This is a genomic window from Candidatus Accumulibacter meliphilus, from assembly GCF_036625345.1.
Taxonomy (GTDB): domain Bacteria; phylum Pseudomonadota; class Gammaproteobacteria; order Burkholderiales; family Rhodocyclaceae; genus Accumulibacter; species Accumulibacter meliphilus.
In genome coordinates this window covers 261,158-278,497 of sequence record NZ_JAZKTZ010000006.1, presented here as the reverse complement: position 1 = coordinate 278,497, position 17,340 = coordinate 261,158, and the positions used below count along the sequence as shown (strand labels likewise).

Annotated in this window: 16 protein-coding genes; all 16 read left to right on the top strand. The window is 57.4% G+C overall.

All coding sequences use genetic code 11. From position 1 onward, the window contains the following. Positions 1 to 147 precede the first annotated feature (147 nt). The 16 genes from V5B40_RS14270 (at position 148) to V5B40_RS14195 (ending at position 17,186) form a co-directional block, all read left to right on the top strand. The gene (locus V5B40_RS14270) at positions 148 to 1,200 is read left to right on the top strand and encodes an ABC transporter permease (RefSeq protein WP_332355118.1); all 1,053 of its coding nucleotides are present in this window, start codon (positions 148 to 150) and stop codon (positions 1,198 to 1,200) included. Beyond that, entirely contained in the window at positions 1,197 to 1,865 is a 669-nt protein-coding gene (locus V5B40_RS14265) for an ABC transporter ATP-binding protein (protein WP_332355117.1), read from the top strand. The genes V5B40_RS14270 and V5B40_RS14265 overlap by 4 nt, the downstream gene beginning before the upstream one ends. Beyond that, on the top strand, positions 1,859 to 3,007 hold the full coding sequence (locus V5B40_RS14260; protein ID WP_332355116.1) for a chain-length determining protein: 1,149 nt from the start codon (positions 1,859 to 1,861) through the stop codon (positions 3,005 to 3,007). The genes V5B40_RS14265 and V5B40_RS14260 overlap by 7 nt, the downstream gene beginning before the upstream one ends. A gap of 5 nt (positions 3,008 to 3,012) precedes the next feature. Continuing rightward, on the top strand, positions 3,013 to 4,827 hold the full coding sequence (locus V5B40_RS14255) for a polysaccharide biosynthesis/export family protein (RefSeq protein ID WP_332355115.1): 1,815 nt from the start codon (positions 3,013 to 3,015) through the stop codon (positions 4,825 to 4,827). A gap of 310 nt (positions 4,828 to 5,137) precedes the next feature. Then, positions 5,138 to 7,870, top strand: coding sequence for a hypothetical protein (locus tag V5B40_RS14250; RefSeq protein ID WP_332355114.1), 2,733 nt, complete (start codon positions 5,138 to 5,140; stop codon positions 7,868 to 7,870). Further along, entirely contained in the window at positions 7,864 to 10,128 is a 2,265-nt protein-coding gene (locus V5B40_RS14245) for a hypothetical protein (protein WP_332355113.1), read from the top strand. Before V5B40_RS14250 ends, V5B40_RS14245 begins: the two co-directional genes overlap by 7 nt. Continuing rightward, positions 10,125 to 11,687, top strand: a complete 1,563-nt coding sequence (locus V5B40_RS14240; RefSeq protein WP_332355112.1) for a hypothetical protein — start codon at positions 10,125 to 10,127, stop codon at positions 11,685 to 11,687. The genes V5B40_RS14245 and V5B40_RS14240 overlap by 4 nt, the downstream gene beginning before the upstream one ends. Then, positions 11,674 to 12,360, top strand: coding sequence for a 6-hydroxymethylpterin diphosphokinase MptE-like protein (locus V5B40_RS14235; protein WP_332355111.1), 687 nt, complete (start codon positions 11,674 to 11,676; stop codon positions 12,358 to 12,360). Before V5B40_RS14240 ends, V5B40_RS14235 begins: the two co-directional genes overlap by 14 nt. Continuing rightward, on the top strand, positions 12,357 to 14,024 hold the full coding sequence (locus V5B40_RS14230) for an MBL fold metallo-hydrolase (protein ID WP_332355110.1): 1,668 nt from the start codon (positions 12,357 to 12,359) through the stop codon (positions 14,022 to 14,024). Before V5B40_RS14235 ends, V5B40_RS14230 begins: the two co-directional genes overlap by 4 nt. Before the next feature lie 21 nt (positions 14,025 to 14,045). After that, positions 14,046 to 14,480, top strand: coding sequence for a cytidylyltransferase domain-containing protein (locus V5B40_RS14225; RefSeq protein WP_332355109.1), 435 nt, complete (start codon positions 14,046 to 14,048; stop codon positions 14,478 to 14,480). A gap of 37 nt (positions 14,481 to 14,517) precedes the next feature. Continuing rightward, complete coding sequence (locus V5B40_RS14220; protein ID WP_332355108.1) at positions 14,518 to 14,754, top strand: hypothetical protein; 237 nt, start codon at positions 14,518 to 14,520, stop codon at positions 14,752 to 14,754. Beyond that, positions 14,751 to 15,242 carry a hypothetical protein gene (locus V5B40_RS14215; RefSeq protein ID WP_332355107.1) on the top strand — a complete coding sequence of 164 codons (492 nt, stop codon included), beginning with the start codon at positions 14,751 to 14,753 and terminating at the stop codon, positions 15,240 to 15,242. Before V5B40_RS14220 ends, V5B40_RS14215 begins: the two co-directional genes overlap by 4 nt. Further along, positions 15,170 to 15,685, top strand: coding sequence for an NAD(P)-dependent oxidoreductase (locus tag V5B40_RS14210; protein ID WP_332355227.1), 516 nt, complete (start codon positions 15,170 to 15,172; stop codon positions 15,683 to 15,685). Before V5B40_RS14215 ends, V5B40_RS14210 begins: the two co-directional genes overlap by 73 nt. 11 nt (positions 15,686 to 15,696) lie before the next feature. Continuing rightward, positions 15,697 to 16,056: a nucleotidyltransferase domain-containing protein gene (locus V5B40_RS14205; protein WP_332355106.1), complete on the top strand. Its 360-nt coding sequence runs from the start codon at positions 15,697 to 15,699 to the stop codon at positions 16,054 to 16,056. After that, positions 16,040 to 16,447, top strand: coding sequence for a HEPN domain-containing protein (locus tag V5B40_RS14200; RefSeq protein ID WP_332355105.1), 408 nt, complete (start codon positions 16,040 to 16,042; stop codon positions 16,445 to 16,447). The genes V5B40_RS14205 and V5B40_RS14200 overlap by 17 nt, the downstream gene beginning before the upstream one ends. Then, positions 16,431 to 17,186 (top strand): SDR family NAD(P)-dependent oxidoreductase, encoded by a 756-nt coding sequence (locus V5B40_RS14195; RefSeq protein ID WP_332355226.1) that lies wholly within the window; start codon positions 16,431 to 16,433, stop codon positions 17,184 to 17,186. The genes V5B40_RS14200 and V5B40_RS14195 overlap by 17 nt, the downstream gene beginning before the upstream one ends. The last annotated feature ends 154 nt before the right edge of the window (positions 17,187 to 17,340 follow it).

Genomic DNA, 17,340 nt, shown 5'->3' with positions numbered 1-17,340 from the left:
TCGGCATCCTCCTGGCTGACTCCACCACCCGTCCTTTGCCGCTAGCCAACCGCAATTTGACCGCCTCGACCGCAAAAGCGGGCGTTACCGGCAAATGAGCCTGATTCGGCTGGGTCATGCGTCAGGGCTGTTACGGTGCCGATTCAATTGACCACCAACGTCAGCATCGCTAAAATGCGATCCTCTTCAAGCGGCTACTTCCAGATGTTGAGCGGTGCCCGGCGGGCGGCCGGTGCTTGCTCACCCGCGATGGTTGTGCGCCAGCGCGCTGGCGAGGACGATTGGCAGTGTTTAGGCGGGTGTGGGCGTGCACATGCAGTTGGCGCCTGGGTCAGAATACTGGGACCGACGGGGCCCAAGTTTTTGGACGAGGGATACATCGAAGCTACAGGAGCGCCAACCATCGCTGGGCCCACGGACAATATTCGCTCGTCAGCCTCGATCACACTGTCGGTCTGGAACGCAATTTTTCTGCGCGAAGCGGTCAGCCGGGTGTCCGGAGGGCGGGCGGCTTGGGTCTGGCTGCTGGTGGAGCCGGTGGCGCACCTGACCATCCTGATGGTGGTGCTGTCGGCAGTTCGCCACGGAATTACGCTGGGTATGGATTTTGCACTGTTCCTGGCGATCGGTATCCTCGGCTACAACCTCTTCCGAAATGCGGCGCTGCGGTCGATGGCTGCCATCTCGGCGAATCGTGCGCTATTTGCCTATCGCCAGGTCAAGCCGGCGGATGTGGTGCTGGTGCGCGCGTTTCTGGAAGGGGTTATTCAGTTGTTTGTTGGGCTGATCATGTTTGCAGGGATGTCGTTGCTCGGCTTCGACGTCCTTCCCTACGATCCGCTGACGGTAATGTTGGTTTACGTACTTTTCTGGCTTTTTGGCACCGGACTCGGGCTTATGCTCTCTGTTGGAAGTACTTTGATTCCGGAAGTTGGTAAAGTGGCGAATCTCTTCTTTCTTCCCCTGTACTTCATTTCAGGGGTGATGTTTACTCCTGCGATGTTGCCGCCGCAGGTGCGGGAGTGGCTATTGCTTAACCCGATCATGCAAGGATTGGAGTTGGCCCGTTCTGCTTTCTCTCCCGGCTACACTACCGTCACAGGCCCTGACCTTGGCTATGTAACGGCTTTCGCCTTTGTTTCGTTTTTCTTTGGCTTGGCACTGCATGTTCGCTTTGCTCGCCGTCTGCTGATGCAATGATCATCGTTGAAGACGTTCATAAGCGCTACCAAACCGATCACGGTGCAGGCAAGTGGGTGCTGCAGGGAATTTCGTTTACTATTCCACCGCGCCTCAGCGTTGGTTTGGTTGGTCGCAATGGTGCTGGAAAGTCGACACTGTTGCGCCTGATTGGCGGCGTCGATACGCCCAACCGTGGAAGCATCAGGCGCCATTGTCGAGTGTCGTGGCCGATGGGTTTTGGTGGAGGCCTGCAAGGTTCCCTGACGGGTCGGCAGAACGCCAAGTTCGTTTCCAGAATTCACGGTCACGAAGTCGATATTCCCGACCGTCTGGCCTACGTCATGGACTTTTCCGAGCTAGGGGATGCTTTTGACCAGCCGGTCAAGACCTATTCATCGGGAATGAGATCGCGGTTGCAGTTTGCCCTTTCGCTGGCTTTCGACTTCGACGTCTATATTTCCGATGAAGTGACCGCTGCGGGAGACGCCTCATTCAGAGCAAAGGCTGCCGCGGCGTTCAAGAATATGGCCGACCGCGCGGGTTTGATCATGGTTTCGCACGGCGAAGGGACGTTGCGACAATTCTGCTCCGCCGGCATCTGGCTACATGATGGCCGCGCGCACTGGTTTGACGACATCGAGGATGCATTGAAGGCTTACAAGGAGAGTATCGGCACATGTTAGACCGTATCCGCCAGAGTGCCTTGCCGCGCTTTTTCGGTGGTGTGCATGGGCGCTTGGCTCCTCACTTGGTTCGCCGCCGTGCATTGCGAGTCGCTTTAGTGGCGATCCTGATGGCAATCGTCTACTGGGGAGTCATCGCCTCGGATCGCTACGTATCCCGGGCCGAGGTAGTCGTGGATAGCACCGACATGGCTGCTGGCGAAGCCGGGAATATTGCCTCTTTGTTTACCGGTGCCAGAAACAATCAAGACTTGAGGCTGATGCGCGAGCATCTCCTTTCCGTGGATATGATGGAGAAGCTGGAGACAAAGCTTCAGTTGCGCGCGCATTACAGCGACTGGAAGCACGATCCTCTCTCGCGCATGTGGTTTGAAGACGCCTCCCAAGAGTTCTTTTATTTGCATTACCTGTCGCGTGTAAGCATCGAGGTTGACGAAGCGGTCGGTGTATTGCGAATCAAGGTGCAGGCCTACACGCCGGAGAAGGCACAGGCCATTGACAGTGCGCTGGTGGAGGAGGGCGAGCGCTTCATGAACGATATCGGCCATCGTCTGGCACGTGATCAGGTCGAGTTTCTCGAAAAACAAGTTGCTGAGATTGGCGAACGCGTGCTCAAGGCTAGAGCAGAAGTCGTCGATTTCCAGAATGCCAAGGGCTTTATTTCTCCGCAGGCCGCGGCAGAAACTCTTAGTGGCATTGTTGCTCGACTGGAGGGCGAACTTGCTCAGCTTGAGGCCAGCCGAGAAGCGATGCTCGGCTATTTGAGTCCCAAAGCACCGGATATTGCGCAGATCGACCTGCAGATTGCCGCCATCAAAGGCCAGGTGCGGACCGAGAAAGGACGATTGACCTCGCCAAGCGGTGGCGCACTCAACCGGACGGTAGAAGAGTACCAGCGCCTTGAAATGCAGACTGTCTTTGCCCAAGACGTATACAAGACTGCGCTGACGGCACTGGAAAAAGGGCGTATCGATGCGGCACGAAACCTCAAGAAGGTTTCCATCGTGCAAAGCCCAACCTTGCCGCAGTATCCGCTCGAACCGCGCAGAGCATACAACATAATCGTTTTTGCTCTCTCCGTGCTTGTGCTGGCCGGCATACTGCAGTTGCTTGCCGCCATTATCCGCGACCACCAGGATTGAAACTCATGATGCGGCTGCCTGCTCGCTTAACGACCACCAGAATGCTCGCCGCGCAGGCCCATGCCCAGCTTGTCGTATGGACGCGTGACTCGTGGGGAAGATTTCTGGCATGGCTTGTCCTCGTGCTGGCTTTGCTTGGGCTTTCTTTCCCCGCAGCTTTCGCTGCCGATACCGACATCTTTGGTATTGGCAGCGCCGAGAATCGGCCTGTTACACCGTCCGTGCCCAAGGCGCAACAGCTGCCCGCTGTTCCTGCAGCAGTCGTTCCTGACCTCAGGACGGCTTCCCCTCAGTTTTTCGACTATTCTTCGAATGTCAGTAGCGACGTTTTTGGGGCCAATCTTTTCAGCGGGGCCTTTGCCCGTGAAGGCGCTACGCAGTTCAATCCTGATTACGCAATCGCTGTCGGCGACAAGATCCAGGTTCGCTTGTGGGGTGCCTTCGAGTTCGATGCGCCATTGACCGTTGATCCAAAGGGCAACATCTTCATCCCACACGTTGGCCCGGTGCACGTATTGGGCGTACGCAATCAGGATCTGCAGCGCGTCGTTACATCGGGCGCGAGCAAGGTCTTTCGTGCCAATGTGTCGAGTTATGCCAGCCTGGCCGCGGCTCAGCCGGTACGCATTTTCGTCAGTGGCTTCGTTAATCGTCCCGGCCTGTACAGTGGTACAAGCATGGATAGCCTGCTGCACTTCATCGACCAGGCAGGTGGCATCGATCCCGAGCGTGGTTCCTTCCTCAATGTTCAAGTCAAGCGCGGCAATGCGACGCGCGCCTCGGTCAGCCTCTACGATTTCTTGCTCGAGGGGCGCATTCCATTGATTCAGCTCTCGGATGGTGACGTCATTTTCGTTGGTGCCCGCCAGAACACCGTGAAAGTCACCGGCCTGGCAGAAAATGCCAAGCAATTCGAATTCAGCAAGCCGACCTTGACCGTCGCTGAACTGATCGAGCTTGCCAAGCCCTCGCCATCGGCTACGCACGTGCGGGTGGTGCGCAATACGGGGACCGTAAAGAACACCGAGTACTTTCCGCTTTCCGACGCGTGGATCGTTTCTCTACGAAATGGAGATGGGCTGGAGTTCACCTCCGACAAGAGACCCGGCACCATCGCTGTCCGGGTCGAGGGTGAGCACGAAAGCGTTCACGAATACGTGCTTCCTTATGGCACCAAGCTGGGCGCCCTCATAAGCCAGATCCAGTTTTCCGAGCGCTCCGACTCGGAGAACCTGCAGCTCTTCCGCCTGAGTGCCCAGGAACGGCAGCGGGAAGCCCTGAAAACGACGCTCCTGTTTCTGGAGAATGCGGCCTTGACGGCGCGCTCGGGGACCAATCAAGAAGCGCAACTGCGCAAGGAAGAGGCAGAGCTTCTTCTGCAGTGGGTTGAACGAGGCAAGAAGATCGAGCCGTCCGGGCAGGTGTACATAGCCCAGGCCGCTGATCGCGACCAACTGTTGCTGGAGAATGGCGACCGGCTCCGCGTCCCGACGAAGGATGGTTTGGTGCTGGTGGGTGGCGAGGTCATTTTTCCGAATACCATTGCTTACGATCCGTCTCTGACGCTTGCGGATTACATCCAGAACGCGGGTGGTTACACCCAGAATGCCGATGCCTCAAGAGTGGTCGTTGCCCACCGCGATGGCAGCTTTGACGAGGCCAAGAGCGGCTTTTTTGGAGGCAGCGCGCCGACCGTACGCGCGGGCGACCGGATCATGGTGCTTCCGAAAATCGACGTGAAGTCTCGTCAGGTATTCAGGGATGTGGTGGAGGCCTTGTTCCGGATTGCCGTTATTGTGGGGGTGGCGAATAATTTCTAGCCACTTTTACGATGGAGCACTAATTCTTTAATGTGAAAGTCGCGTATGCGACTCACGAACCTCCCTTCTCCCCACTGCGGGAGAAGGGCCGGGGAAGAGGGGGAGACGGTCATGACTTTCATGATTTGGGGTGTCTCCAGGTGTCATGAACGTTAGGTCCGACTGTGCTGGTGCCGAGTCGGTGAGAGTTTGAGTTTATTTTTGAGAGAACGGTTGACGGAAATACATCCGGAATCCAAGAGAAACCTGCTGTATTGGCCGTCGTCGTCACGCGATGTGGTGTTGCCGCAGATAAAGGGATCAGATACACATGAAGCTGGTAATCGCTACAGGTTGTCCTTGCACCGGTTGGGAGCTGGCAGTTCCGACTTTGATAGACGCTGGGCTCGAAACTGTAGTCGATGCCGTTTCCGGGTGGCAGGATCGACTATTGGCGGCTAGTGGTGTCGAGGATCCTCTTCAATTACGGCAATCCCTGCAGCCGGATATGTTAGTGCAGGAAGAACTGGAATCGCTGCTGGTGGACGACCAACCTGATTCCGAGCGTCTAGTCGTCAACGGCTGTCCGTGGCTGCTTGACTTCTGGGCTAGCCGATATCCGGACGCGCAGTTTCTGCTGTTTTTTACACGAGCTGACGCCGCCTTGGCGCAGGCCTTGATGTGCGGCATTGACCCGGTCCAGTTCATCAAGGACTGGGAAGTCAACACTCGTCATTTGATTCGCTTTCAGCGTCGTTATCGTCAGCGGGCTCTCCTGCTGAGTGCGGAGGCGGCCAACGAAAACCCACATACGCTTGTCGAGGCGACTCGAATCATCGGACTTGGCCTGAACATCTCGACGGGATCGGTAAGTGGGGCAGTGCCTGCAACCGGCGAAACGGAGCGTTTTCTGGCGCGGCGTTTAATGGCTGACAATCCGTCCATAGGTGCTCTGGAAACTGAGTTGGACGCCAGAGCTCAGCCATTAGGCGACTTGCCTCAAGCCTCGGAAGTGGCTCTCGACGATTTGCTCAAATGCTATCTTCGGACGCGGCAAGATCGTGAACTGCTTCAATCGCAATTTCATCACGTGCAGTACCAGTTTGAGCAGGTGCTGGTGGAAAAGGAAACGGTCGAAGGAAGCCTCGCGGCGAGTGACACGCAGTTAGAGGAGTACAAAGCCCGTGCGATACAGTTGGAGCAGGCTCGTGAAGAGCTGGAAGGCGCCAATCAATCGCTGGAATCCAACAGGCGTGAAGTGCTGGACGAAAGAAATCTGCTGAACAGACAACTGCACGAAGTGCAGGAGGAGCTTGAGAAGGTCTTGCTGGAGAAGCAAGAGCTTGGGCAGGCACAAGCGGCGACGAGCGTGGAGTTGCAGCAGGTTCAAGCGCGAATGGCGCTGGTTGAGCTGGCTCGTCAAGAGGGGGAAATTAACAAGCAGTCGTTGGAGGCGAGTAGGCGAGAAGCGCTGGAAGAGAATAGTCTGCTGCTCGGACAACTGCACGAAGTGCAGGAGGAGCTTGAGAAGGTCTTGCTGGAGAAGCAAGAGCTTGGGCAGGCACAAGCGGCGACGAGGGTGGAGTTGCAGCAGGTTCAAGCGCGAATGGCGCTGGTTGAGCTGGCTCGTCAAGAGGGGGAAATTAACAAGCAGTCGTTGGAGGCGAGTAGGCGAGAAGCGCTGGAAGAGAATAGTCTGCTGCTCGGACAACTGCACGAAGTGCAGGAGGAGCTTGAGAAGGTATTTCTGGAGAAGCACGAGCTTGGGCGGGCCCAGGCGGCGACGAGCCTGGAGTTGCAGCAGGTCCAAGCGCGGATGGCTCTGCTTGAGCAGGCTCGGCAAGAGGGGGAAATCAACAAGCAGTCGTTGGAGGCGAGTAAGCGAGAAGCGCTGGAAGAGAATAGTCTGCTGCTCGGACAACTGCACGATGTGCAGGAGGAGCTTGAGAAGGTATTCCTGGAGAAGCAAGAGCTTGGGCAGGCACAAGCGGCGACGAGCGTGGAGTTGCAGCAGGTCCAAGCGCGAATGGCGCTGCTTGAGAAGGCTCGGCAAGAGGGGGAAATCAACAAGCAGTCGTTGGAGGCGAGTAAGCGAGAAGCGCTGGAAGAGAATGTTCTGCTGATCGGACAACTGCACGAAGTGCAGGAGGAACTTGAGAAGGTCTTGCTGGAGAAGCAAGAGCTTGGGCAGGCACAAGCGGCGACGTGCCTGGAGTTGCAGCAGGTCCAAGCGCGGATGGCGCTGCTTGAGAAGGCTCGGCAAGAGGGGGAAATCAACAAGCAGTCGTTGGAGGCGAGTAAGCGAGAAGCGCTGGAAGAGAATGGTCTGCTGATGGGACAACTGCACGAGGTGCAGGAGGCGCTGGAAAAGGTATTCCTGGAGAAGCAAGAGCTTGGGCAGGCACAAGCGGCGACGAGCCTGGAGTTGCAGCAGCTCCATGTCCGGATGGCAGAGCTCGACAAGGCTCGTGGAGAACTGGAAGCGAGTAATCAGTCGCTTGAAAGAAATGGAGAGAAAGTTGGGGAAGAGAACGAGTTGCTTCTCATACAACTTCACCAAGTTCAGGAAGAACTTGAATTCTACTTCCTGAAATATCAGGAAACCCTGACCCGTGAAGACCCAATTCCAGAGGATGAGTCTCCCGGAGCGGAGGAAGCTACCGAGCTTGTTGCCGAGCCTCAACAAAAGGCGCAGCGGAAGAAAGCCTCTGCCTGGATAAACAAAAAACTCATTGGGGCACTTGTCCAACCGTTCAGGCGTCCAGATAGAAAGAAAGAGAGACTTCGCAGACAGCTTGAAGTGCTAAATCAATCTGGGCTGTTTGACGAGGAATGGTATCTCTCCACATATCAGGATGTGGCTACGGCCGCGGTCAACCCCACTGAACACTACCTCCGCTTTGGCGCTGCCGAAGGGCGGAATCCTTCTCCAAACTTTGATACCGTGTACTATCTTCAAACGAATCCAGACGTCGCAGCGGCGGGTGTCAACCCGCTACTCCACTATCTTCAATTTGGCCTCTCAGAAGGTAGGCAAGCATGCGCAGGGAAAACCAGATGCTGACCCCCATGGAAGAAGCCGTGACAAGCGAGGGCAGGGACACGTGTGCCTCCATCGACAGTCTTGTACACCTCGGTGCTGGCCTGTGTAGTGAACTCGATACCTACCTGTCCTTGGTACCGGCACGCCTGCTCCTCGTTGAGGCCGATCCTCAAGTCGCCACAGCCTTGCAGGCACGGACGGCCCAGTTGCCAAACGTGCAGGTGCTCTGTAATGCCGTTGCGGGTAGCGCAGGACCGGTCGTCCTGTATCGTTACAACCTGCCCGGGTCCAGCAGTCTTCACCCGGCCAGTGGCTTGCTGCAACTTTTCCCCGGCATGAAGGCCCTGGAGGAAACGCCGCTTGAAGCGGTTGCTCCGGCGACCTTGCTCGAACCCTTGCAGTTGTCAGCGGAGGAGGACAACCTGCTGGTTGTTGACCTGGCTGGCGAAGAGCTGCCGGTACTGCGGGCTCTGTGGGATGCGACCCTATTGCAACTGTTTAACCAGGTGAAGCTGCGCTGTGGTCGCGAACCGCTGTACCACGGAGGCGAACCGGCAGCACAGATATTGCGCTGGTTGGAAGACCATGGGTTCGACTTGTTGCGGGAAGAGGACGGCGACGATGCCGATTATCCCTGCTGGACCCTCCAGCGCAATCAGTTGCAGTTGCGCAACCTGGAGCTGGCGCAACGATTGACCGGACTAGAAGAGCAGTTGCGACAGTCAAACCAGACACGCGACGCACAAGCTAAGAGACTTTCCGAGCAGCAAAAGGTGGTAGAACTAACGCAGGCGGCAAGGGTGACGCAGGAAAAGCTCGCTGCTGAACAGCTGGCGCAGATTCAGCAGCTCGCGCAAGCTCGGGACGAACAGTCCACGCTGGTCGGCGAGCGCCAGACGCAACTGGACAAGGCGCTGCAGGAACGCGACGCAGTGAGCAAGCAACTCGACGAACACAAGGCCCTGCTGGGACAAGCCAGCCAGGGGAAGGCTGCCCAGGAAAAACTCGCCGTCGAACGGCAAGCGCAGATTCAGCAGCTCACGCAAGCTCGGGATGAACAGGCCAAGCTGGTCGGCGAGCGCCAGGCGCAGCTGGACAAGGCGCTGCAGGAACGCGACGCAGCGACCAAACAACTCGACGAGCAGAAGGCCCTGTTGGGCCAGGCTAACCAGGGCAAGGCTGCCCAGGAAAAACTCGCCGCCGAACGGCAAGCGCAGATTCAGCAGCTCACGCAAGCTCGGGATGAACAGGCCAAGCTGGTCGGCGAGCGCCAGGCGCAGCTGGACAAGGCGCTGCAGGAACGCGACGCAGCGACCAAGCAACTCGACGAACACAAGGCCCTGCTGGGACAAGCCAGCCAGGGGAAGGCTGCCCAGGAAAAACTCGCCGCCGAACGGCAAGCGCAGATTCAGCAGCTCACGCAAGCTCGGGATGAACAGGCCAAGCTGGTCGGCGAGCGCCAGGCGCAGCTGGACAAGGCGCTGCAGGAACGCGACGCAGCGACCAAGCAACTCGACGAACACAAGGCCCTGCTGGGACAAGCCAGCCAGGGGAAGGCTGCCCAGGAAAAACTCGCCGCCGAACGGCAAGCGCAGATTCAGCAGCTCACGCAAGCTCGGGATGAACAGGCCAAGCTGGTCGGCGAGCGCCAGGCGGAACTGGACAAGGCGCTGCAGGAACGCGACTCAGCGACCCAACAACTCGACGAGCAGAAGGCTCTGCTGGGGCAAGCCAGCCAGGGCAAGACTGCCCAGGAAAAGCTCGCCGCCGAACGGCAAGCGCAGATTCAGCAGCTCACGCAAGCTCGGGATGAACAGGCCAAGCTGGTCGGCGAGCGCCATGCGCAACTGGACAAGGCGCTGCAGGAACGTGGCGCAGCGACCAAACAACTGGCCGAGCAGACCGCACAACTGGAGCAGGCTAACCAGGCGAAAGTTGCCCAAGAAAAGATCGCTGCTGAACGGCAGTCGCAGCTCGAGCAGATTACCAAGGCGCGGGACGAGCAGTCGACGCTGGCTACTCAGCGGCTTGTGCAGCTTGAAGCGCTGAAGCAACAGGCACAGCAGATCGAGCAATTGAAGTTGGCGAAGGCGGATCTGGACAAAGAAAAATCAGTGCTGACAGGACGGCTCGACGAAGCGCAGCAACAACTGCAGCAGCAAGAAAGCGACAAGCTTGAAAGCGCTCACCGTCAGCAGCTAATGCATGAAGAACTGGTCAGGGCAGAAGCGCAAATCGACCTGATCAAGGACTTGCTCTTGCGGGAGCCCGGGCTGTGAGCAAGAAACCTGTCAGCAAGCGCCGTAAGGTCAAGAAAGTACAAGCGATGCAGGTCGTAGAAGTTCAGCCAGATCACAGCCTGGTTCCCTACGACGAAAGTCTGCTTGAACGCGCTCGTACCCAATGGCAGTTTGGTGACTGGGACAGTTTGACCAAGATTGAATGTGGCGCCCTGCAACATCACCCTGACCGCGCTAGGCTGGCGCTCCTCGCTGCCGCCGGTCACCTACAAACCGACAACGCCGGTGCGGCCAGGCAATTCATTCGCCTCGCCCAAGATTGGGGTTGCAGTAAGAGATTGGTCAGTCAGGTCCTGGTTGCCAGCGTCCATAATAGCCTTGGCCGTGCCGCGCTCGTAACGGGTCAGCAGCCAAGAGCAATCAAGCATTTTGAAAGGGCCATCACCGTTGGCGCCCCAGGCAGCGACGCGCGCCTGCTTACTCAGGCGCGCATTAATGAGCAGAGCGCACAGCTCGGACTGTCATCAGTGATGTCTGGCCTTCAGGCGCTGAGCACACTTCACGGTCAGAGTGCAGCACAGACCAGGATTGCATCCAAGGCGCGCGAATGCTTGCAAAGTGAAGACGTGCATGACGCTGTTGACGCGATTGTCGCCTCAAGACAGCTCTCGCCGAGTGAGTTAGTGCTTTTCTACATCGAACTGTCAGACCAATTTCTTCAACTCAACGACAAAATCACCGCACTACACTTCCTGCAAACCGCGGGTGATCAACCTGGCGCCGACGACAAGTTTCTGAAATCTTTGTTGATGCAAAAATTTATTGCCCTGGGGAGAAGTGAACTCGCCGCCGACATCGCTTTTAGAACGGTGCTCCTCAAGACTAAAGATTTGTACCTTGGAACGGCCGAAAAAACGGCAATCGAAGGCGCTTACCATGAGATCCGCATGGTTGCGAAGGCCAAGTCCGAACATGGCCATTCTCTATTGCTTGCATATCTTCAATCTCACCTGAAGGAGATCAGAGCAGGATCGTCGACCCTCCCCGTTTTGCTCGAGATCGGAACAACCCGCGAGAACATCCCTGGCCAAGGTTCCACGCGCAAGATCGCTGAATTCTGCAAAGAAAACAGCTTGCAGTTCATCACAGTGGACATGGATCCGCATAACACCCGCATGGGCGCAGAAATGTTCGCCCGGCTAGGAGCCCCGTTTAAGGCAATTACCGCGAAAGGAGAAGACTACTTGCGCGAGTATCAAGGTAGCCTTGATGCCATCTTTCTTGATGCATACGACTTTGATCACGGTCAGCACAGTGAACTGCGGCAAAACCGCTACAAGAAATTTCTGGGCAGCCCGATCAATGAAGCAGCCTGTCATCAGATGCACCTAGACTGCGCAGAGGCTATCTTGACTAAGCTATCACCCACGGGCGTCGTCTGCCTGGATGATACCTGGCTTGTCGATGGCAATTGGACGGCCAAAGGCACCTTGGCCATGCCATTCCTGCTCAATCACGGATTCAGATTGCTCGAGGCACGAAACCGAGCGGCGCTACTAACGCGAGCTGTTCCTGATCACCAAAATGCAAAGGCTTAAGGACTTGTACAATCGCCACCGCAACGAGCGAACCGTCCTCGTCGCGAACGGGCCCTCGCTAAACCGCATGAATCTCGCGTTTCTGCGCCGTGAAACCGCCATTGGCGTCAACAAAATATTTATTGGTTTCAAGAAGTTGGGCTTTTATCCGCGCTACTACGTTGCAGTCAACGGAAAAGTTATTGCGCAGTCGGTCGAGAGAATCAAGTCCATGAACTGTGTCAAGTTCATCGGTCATCGTGGCGCCGAACTCCTTCCCGAAGATGGGTTGACCTATCACATCGAAACCCGCAATCCCGCGTCACGCTTTTGTCATGACATTTCGCAGGGCGTTCACGAAGGGTGGACCGTCACCTACGCGGCGTTGCAAGTCGCCTACCACCTTGGCTTCAAAGAAGTGGTCATTATCGGTATGGACCACCGCTACGAATATACTGGTGCTCCCAACGAGGCCTGCAAGCTTGATGGCCCCGACCCCAACCACTTCAGTCCAGACTACTTCGCTGGGCAGCCATGGGATAACCCCGATCTGGAGCATTCCGAAGAGTCGTACCGAATTGCCCGTGCGGAATTTGAAACGGACGGCCGCCGCATTATTGACGCTACGGTGGATGGCGCGTGCACTATCTTTGAAAAGTTCGACTACCGGGAAATATTCAATCTACCACAATGACCACAAGCCTTCGCGTTCCCGTTGACATGCTCGGACAGTCTGGGTGTCGGCTGGCCTTCCCAGGCGCGACCGTCTATCTAGATCCCTACCTGTCCAACTCGGTGCAGCTCCTCGATGCTCCGGACCTCGAGCGTCAACTTCCCATCCCGCTGCCTCCGGAAAAGATCACCGACGCCAATATCGTCCTGATTACCCACGAGCACATCGACCACTGCGACCCGCACACCCTGCCCAGGCTTGCGGAGGCATCGCCGCAGGCGCGCTTCTTTGGCCCGGCCCCGGTACTCAAGAAGCTTACTGAATGGGGTATCGATTCTGCACGCCTGGCCCTGGCGGTCGAAGACTTCATCGATCTCGCCCCGGCTCTCCGCCTTTACGCGGTTCCGGCCGCCCACCCAGAAATCGAACGCGACGCACAAGGAAACCTAGCCTGTGTCGGGTACCTGCTCGATTGCGCCGGCCAGCGCATCTACCTGGCCGGTGACACCTCAGCGAGGCAGGAAATTATCGACGCCTTGCTTGCTCTTGGCCCCATTGACACGGCCTTCCTGCCGGTTAACGAACACAACTTCTTCCGTGGCCGGCGCGGCATCATCGGCAACATGTCGGTCCGAGAAGCGTTTCAATTTGCCAGCGAAATCGGCGCCAAAAAAGTCGTTGCAGTGCATTGGGACATGTTCGCCATCAATGCTGTCGATCCTGACGAGATCCGCCTGATTCACCAGCGCATGAACCCCGATTTCGCCCTGCTGATTCGTCCCAAGCACCTCAACCTTGGTACCGCACAGACCAGCATCGTCATTCGCACGCTGAACGAAGCACGGCACCTCGACGATCTCTTGGTGGCCATTGCAAGTCAGCGCACCAACGGTCTGAATCACGAGGTGGTCATCGTCGACTCCGGTTCGACCGATGGTACGCTTGAAATTGCCGAGCGCCATGGCTGCCGTATCCTTCACATTATGCGTGAGGAGTTTTCTTTCGGTCGGTCGCTCAATATTGGCTGCCAGGCTGCCAATGGCGATATCCTCGTCATCACCAGTGGGCATTGCGTGCCGACCGACGATCACTGGCTACAGCGCTTGTGCCAGCCGATCCTTGATGGCATGGCCGAATACACTTATGGGCGGCAAGTCGGCGGGCCCGACAGCCACTTTAGCGAATGCCGCATTTTCGCCAAATACTATCCCGAAGGCTCACGCATTCCGCAGGATGGCTTCTTTTGCAACAATGCCAATTCGGCGCTATTGCGCAGCACCTGGGTACAGCACCTTTTCGATGAAGAGTTGACGGGCCTTGAAGATATGGAGTTGGCGCAGCGGCTCGTACGAAAAGGAGGGCGTCTCGCCTACGTCGCAGACGCCGCGGTCTTCCACTTCCACAACGAAAGCTGGTCCCATGTCCGTCGACGCTTCGAGCGCGAAGCCATCGCGCTGCAGAGAATCATGCCGCAGTTGCATGTCAGCATCATGGACACTCTGCGTTACCTGGTTTCAAGCGTCTGGAAAGACTGGCGCGTTGCCAGAAGGAATGAAACAGCATCGGTCAGCTTGAGCAACATTGCTCGCTACCGCTGGAACCAATACATTGGCTCCTGGAAAGGAAACCACGAACACCGCAAGCTCTCGCACGCCGAGAAAGAAAAATACTTCTTCCCCCATTGAGAACTTGATAAAGGAATCCGAATGAGCGCTACGCCGGCCAAATCCCGTATCGTCGCCCTGTTGCCCATGAAGGCCAACAGCGAGCGCGTCAAAGGCAAGAACTTCCGCGACTTCTGCGGCAAGCCGCTGTTCCGCTGGATACTCGACACCCTGCTCGAAGTCAAAGAGATCGACCAAGTGATCATCAACACCGATGCCCGCCAGATTCTTGCCGATAACGGCCTCACGGACACTGACCGGATTACCATCCGCGACCGCAAGCCGGAAATCTGCGGTGACTTGGTGAGCATGAACCTCGTCCTCGCCGACGACATTGCCAACGTCCCGGCTGACGTTTACCTGATGACCCACACCACCAACCCATTGATGAGCGCCGACACTGTCAGTAAGGCGCTCGCTGCCTTTCCAGGAGGCTCGAGTCGCTGGCAAGGCCGATTCGCTCTTCACCGTCGATAAGGTGCAAACACGCTTCTACCGCGCCGATTGTAGCCCGGTGAACCACGATCCCGACAACCTCATTCCGACCCAGCACCTCGAACCCTGGTTTGAAGAGAACTCCAACCTTTACCTCTTCACTCGCGACAGTTTCGCCAAGACCAACGCCCGCATCGGTAAGCAGCCGATGATGTACGAAGGCCCCTTCTTTGAATCCATCGACATCGACACCCCTGCCGACTGGGACTTCGCCGTCGTCGCCGCCCGCTACCTGCTCGAACATAACGCCCAATGAAAGTCCTCGTTACCTGCCCGCCGATGCTGGGCATGATCGACACCTTTCGCCCAATCTTCGAAAAGCACGGCGTCGACGTTACCGCCGCCAAGGTCGTGCAGACGCTGAGCGTCGAAGAGCTCAAGGAACTCGTTCCCGAGCACGACGGCTGGATCATCGGCGACGACCCCGCGACCCGTGAAGTCTTTATGGCCGGCAAGGCCGGCAAGCTCAAGGCTGCCGTCAAGTGGGGCATTGGTGTTGATAACGTCGACTTCATCGCCTGCAAAGACCTTGGCATCCCCATCGTTAACACCCCCAACATGTTCGGTGGCGAGGTCGCCGATATCGCCGTGGGCTACGTCATCGCCCTTGCGCGGGAGACTTTCGAGATCGACGCGCCGTACGCGCAAGGCAGTGGCCCAAGCCGCGCGGCATTTCGCTCTCTGGCAAGACTGTCGCCCTCATCGGCTTTGGCGATATCGGCAAAAGCGCCGCCAGGCGCCTGATCGCAGCCGACATGAAAGTCATCGCCTACGATCCCTTCGCTCCCAATAGCCCAGAACTACCCACCGTGCAGCGCGCCGTATGGCCGCAGCGCATCGAAGAAGCGCGGACTTCATTGTCGTTACTTGCGCGCTCACGCTTAGTAGCCGCCACATGCTCGATGCCGGCGTACTCGCGAAAGGCCAAGGATGGTGTGCGCGTGGTCAACGTCGGCCGCGGCCCGGTGATCGATGAACCTGCCCTGGAAGCTGCGCTACAGTCTGGCAAGGTCTATTCCGCCGCGCTGGACGTCTTCGAAGTCGAGCCGCTGCCGATGGATTCCTACCTGCGCACTCACCCGCGCTGCATCTTCGGCTCGCACAATGCATCGAACACCGTCGATGCCGTCACGCGCACCAGCGAAATCGCCATCGACAAATTAATCTGCTTTCTCGGTGTCGCGTAAGGCCAAATGTCATGGGCTACTTCTACAGAAATTTAAGGAGTGCTAAGGTGGTCAATCAAGAAACAATTGCCTCAGCCGTGCAGCGCCTGGTAAGCGCTGCGCATTCACCATTAAAGGTCATCCTCTTTGGCTCTTACGCCAAAGGGACGGCCGATGAGCAGTCCGATTTGGACCTGCTTGTAGTTGAAGACGAGATCCCCGACATGGCTGAGGAATACAGCCGTTTACGTGGTGCGATCGGTGCGATTGGCGCAGGCGTCGACGTCCTGTTATATCACCAGAAAGAGTTCGAGCGACGCGTTAATTGGCAGACGTCGCCGGTCTACGATGCGGTGCGCACCGGCAAGGTCTTGTATGAATGCATCACTTGACGAGGCACGGCAGTTATTCGGCGCAGGCAGTCGAGACCGAACCTCGTTTCACTTGCTTGTCGAATCAGCACGTGCGCCGCACGAGACTGTAGGGTTTTTGGCTCAGCAGGCATGTGAGAAATTTATCAAGGTCGTCTTGGTCCTCCATGGCGTGCCTCTGGAAAGAACTCACGATCTTGAATACCTGGCAGAGCTTGCGACAGTCGCAGGCATAAGACTGCCCGTTACAACCGCTCTTTTGCGCCAACTCAACCCCTATGCCGTGGCCTTGCGCTATGAAGGTTCCGACATGTTGTGGGTAACCGAGGAGCAAGCCAAACAAATGGTTGATGCCACCCATCACTGGGCTGAACAAGCGATCTCTGGCGCATGTGATGACTCAGCTCAATAAAATCGCCCTTATCACCGGCGCGGCGGGCGGTATCGGTCGTTCGTTGGTGCAAGTTTTCCACGACGCCGGCTACCACATCATCGCCACTGACATGGCTGCGCAGCCGCAAGACCTGCATTGCACCTGTTACCTGCAGGCCGATTTGGCGCGCTTCGTCGAGGACCAAGTCTACGCCAGTGAAGTCATTTCCGCGATCCGCAAAACCCTCCATGGTGCCGGCCTGAACACGCTTATCAACAACGCCGCTATCCAGATTCTCGGCGGCGCCGAAAGCCTCAGTCGACAGGATTTGCGCACTACGTTAGACGTCAATCTGCTCGCCCCCTTCCTGCTCACCCAGGCGCTGCTGCCCGAACTTGAAGCGGCCAAGGGCTGCGTCGTTAACATTGGTAGCATCCACGCCCGGCTCACCAAGAAGAACTTCGTGGCCTACGCCACCAGCAAAGCCGCGCTAGCCGGCATGACCCGTGCCCTTGCGGTCGACCTCGGCCCGCGCGTGCGCATTAATGCGATCGAACCCGCGGCAATCGAAACCGCCATGCTCAAGGACGGATTCAATGGCAAGCCAGAACTCTATCGCCAGCTTGAAGCGTGCCATCCCCAGCAACGCATCGGCCAACCCGAAGAGGTGGCGAGACTGGCCCTCGCCATCTCCGCAGGGGGCATGAACTTCCTCCATGGCGCTTGCATTGGACTGGATGGCGGCATCGCTAGCCGCCTGTTCGACCCGGACTGTTAAGCGCGAAAACTACTAGTGAAGCCCCCCTATCTACGGCCGCATGCTCGGCTACAACCTCGGCCTGCTGCCCAACCCAACCCAACGCTTGCCGGGCTGGAAGATGGGGCTACCGCCATTGAGCAAGCGCGCCAGAAAAGCGACGGTCTTCTGACCG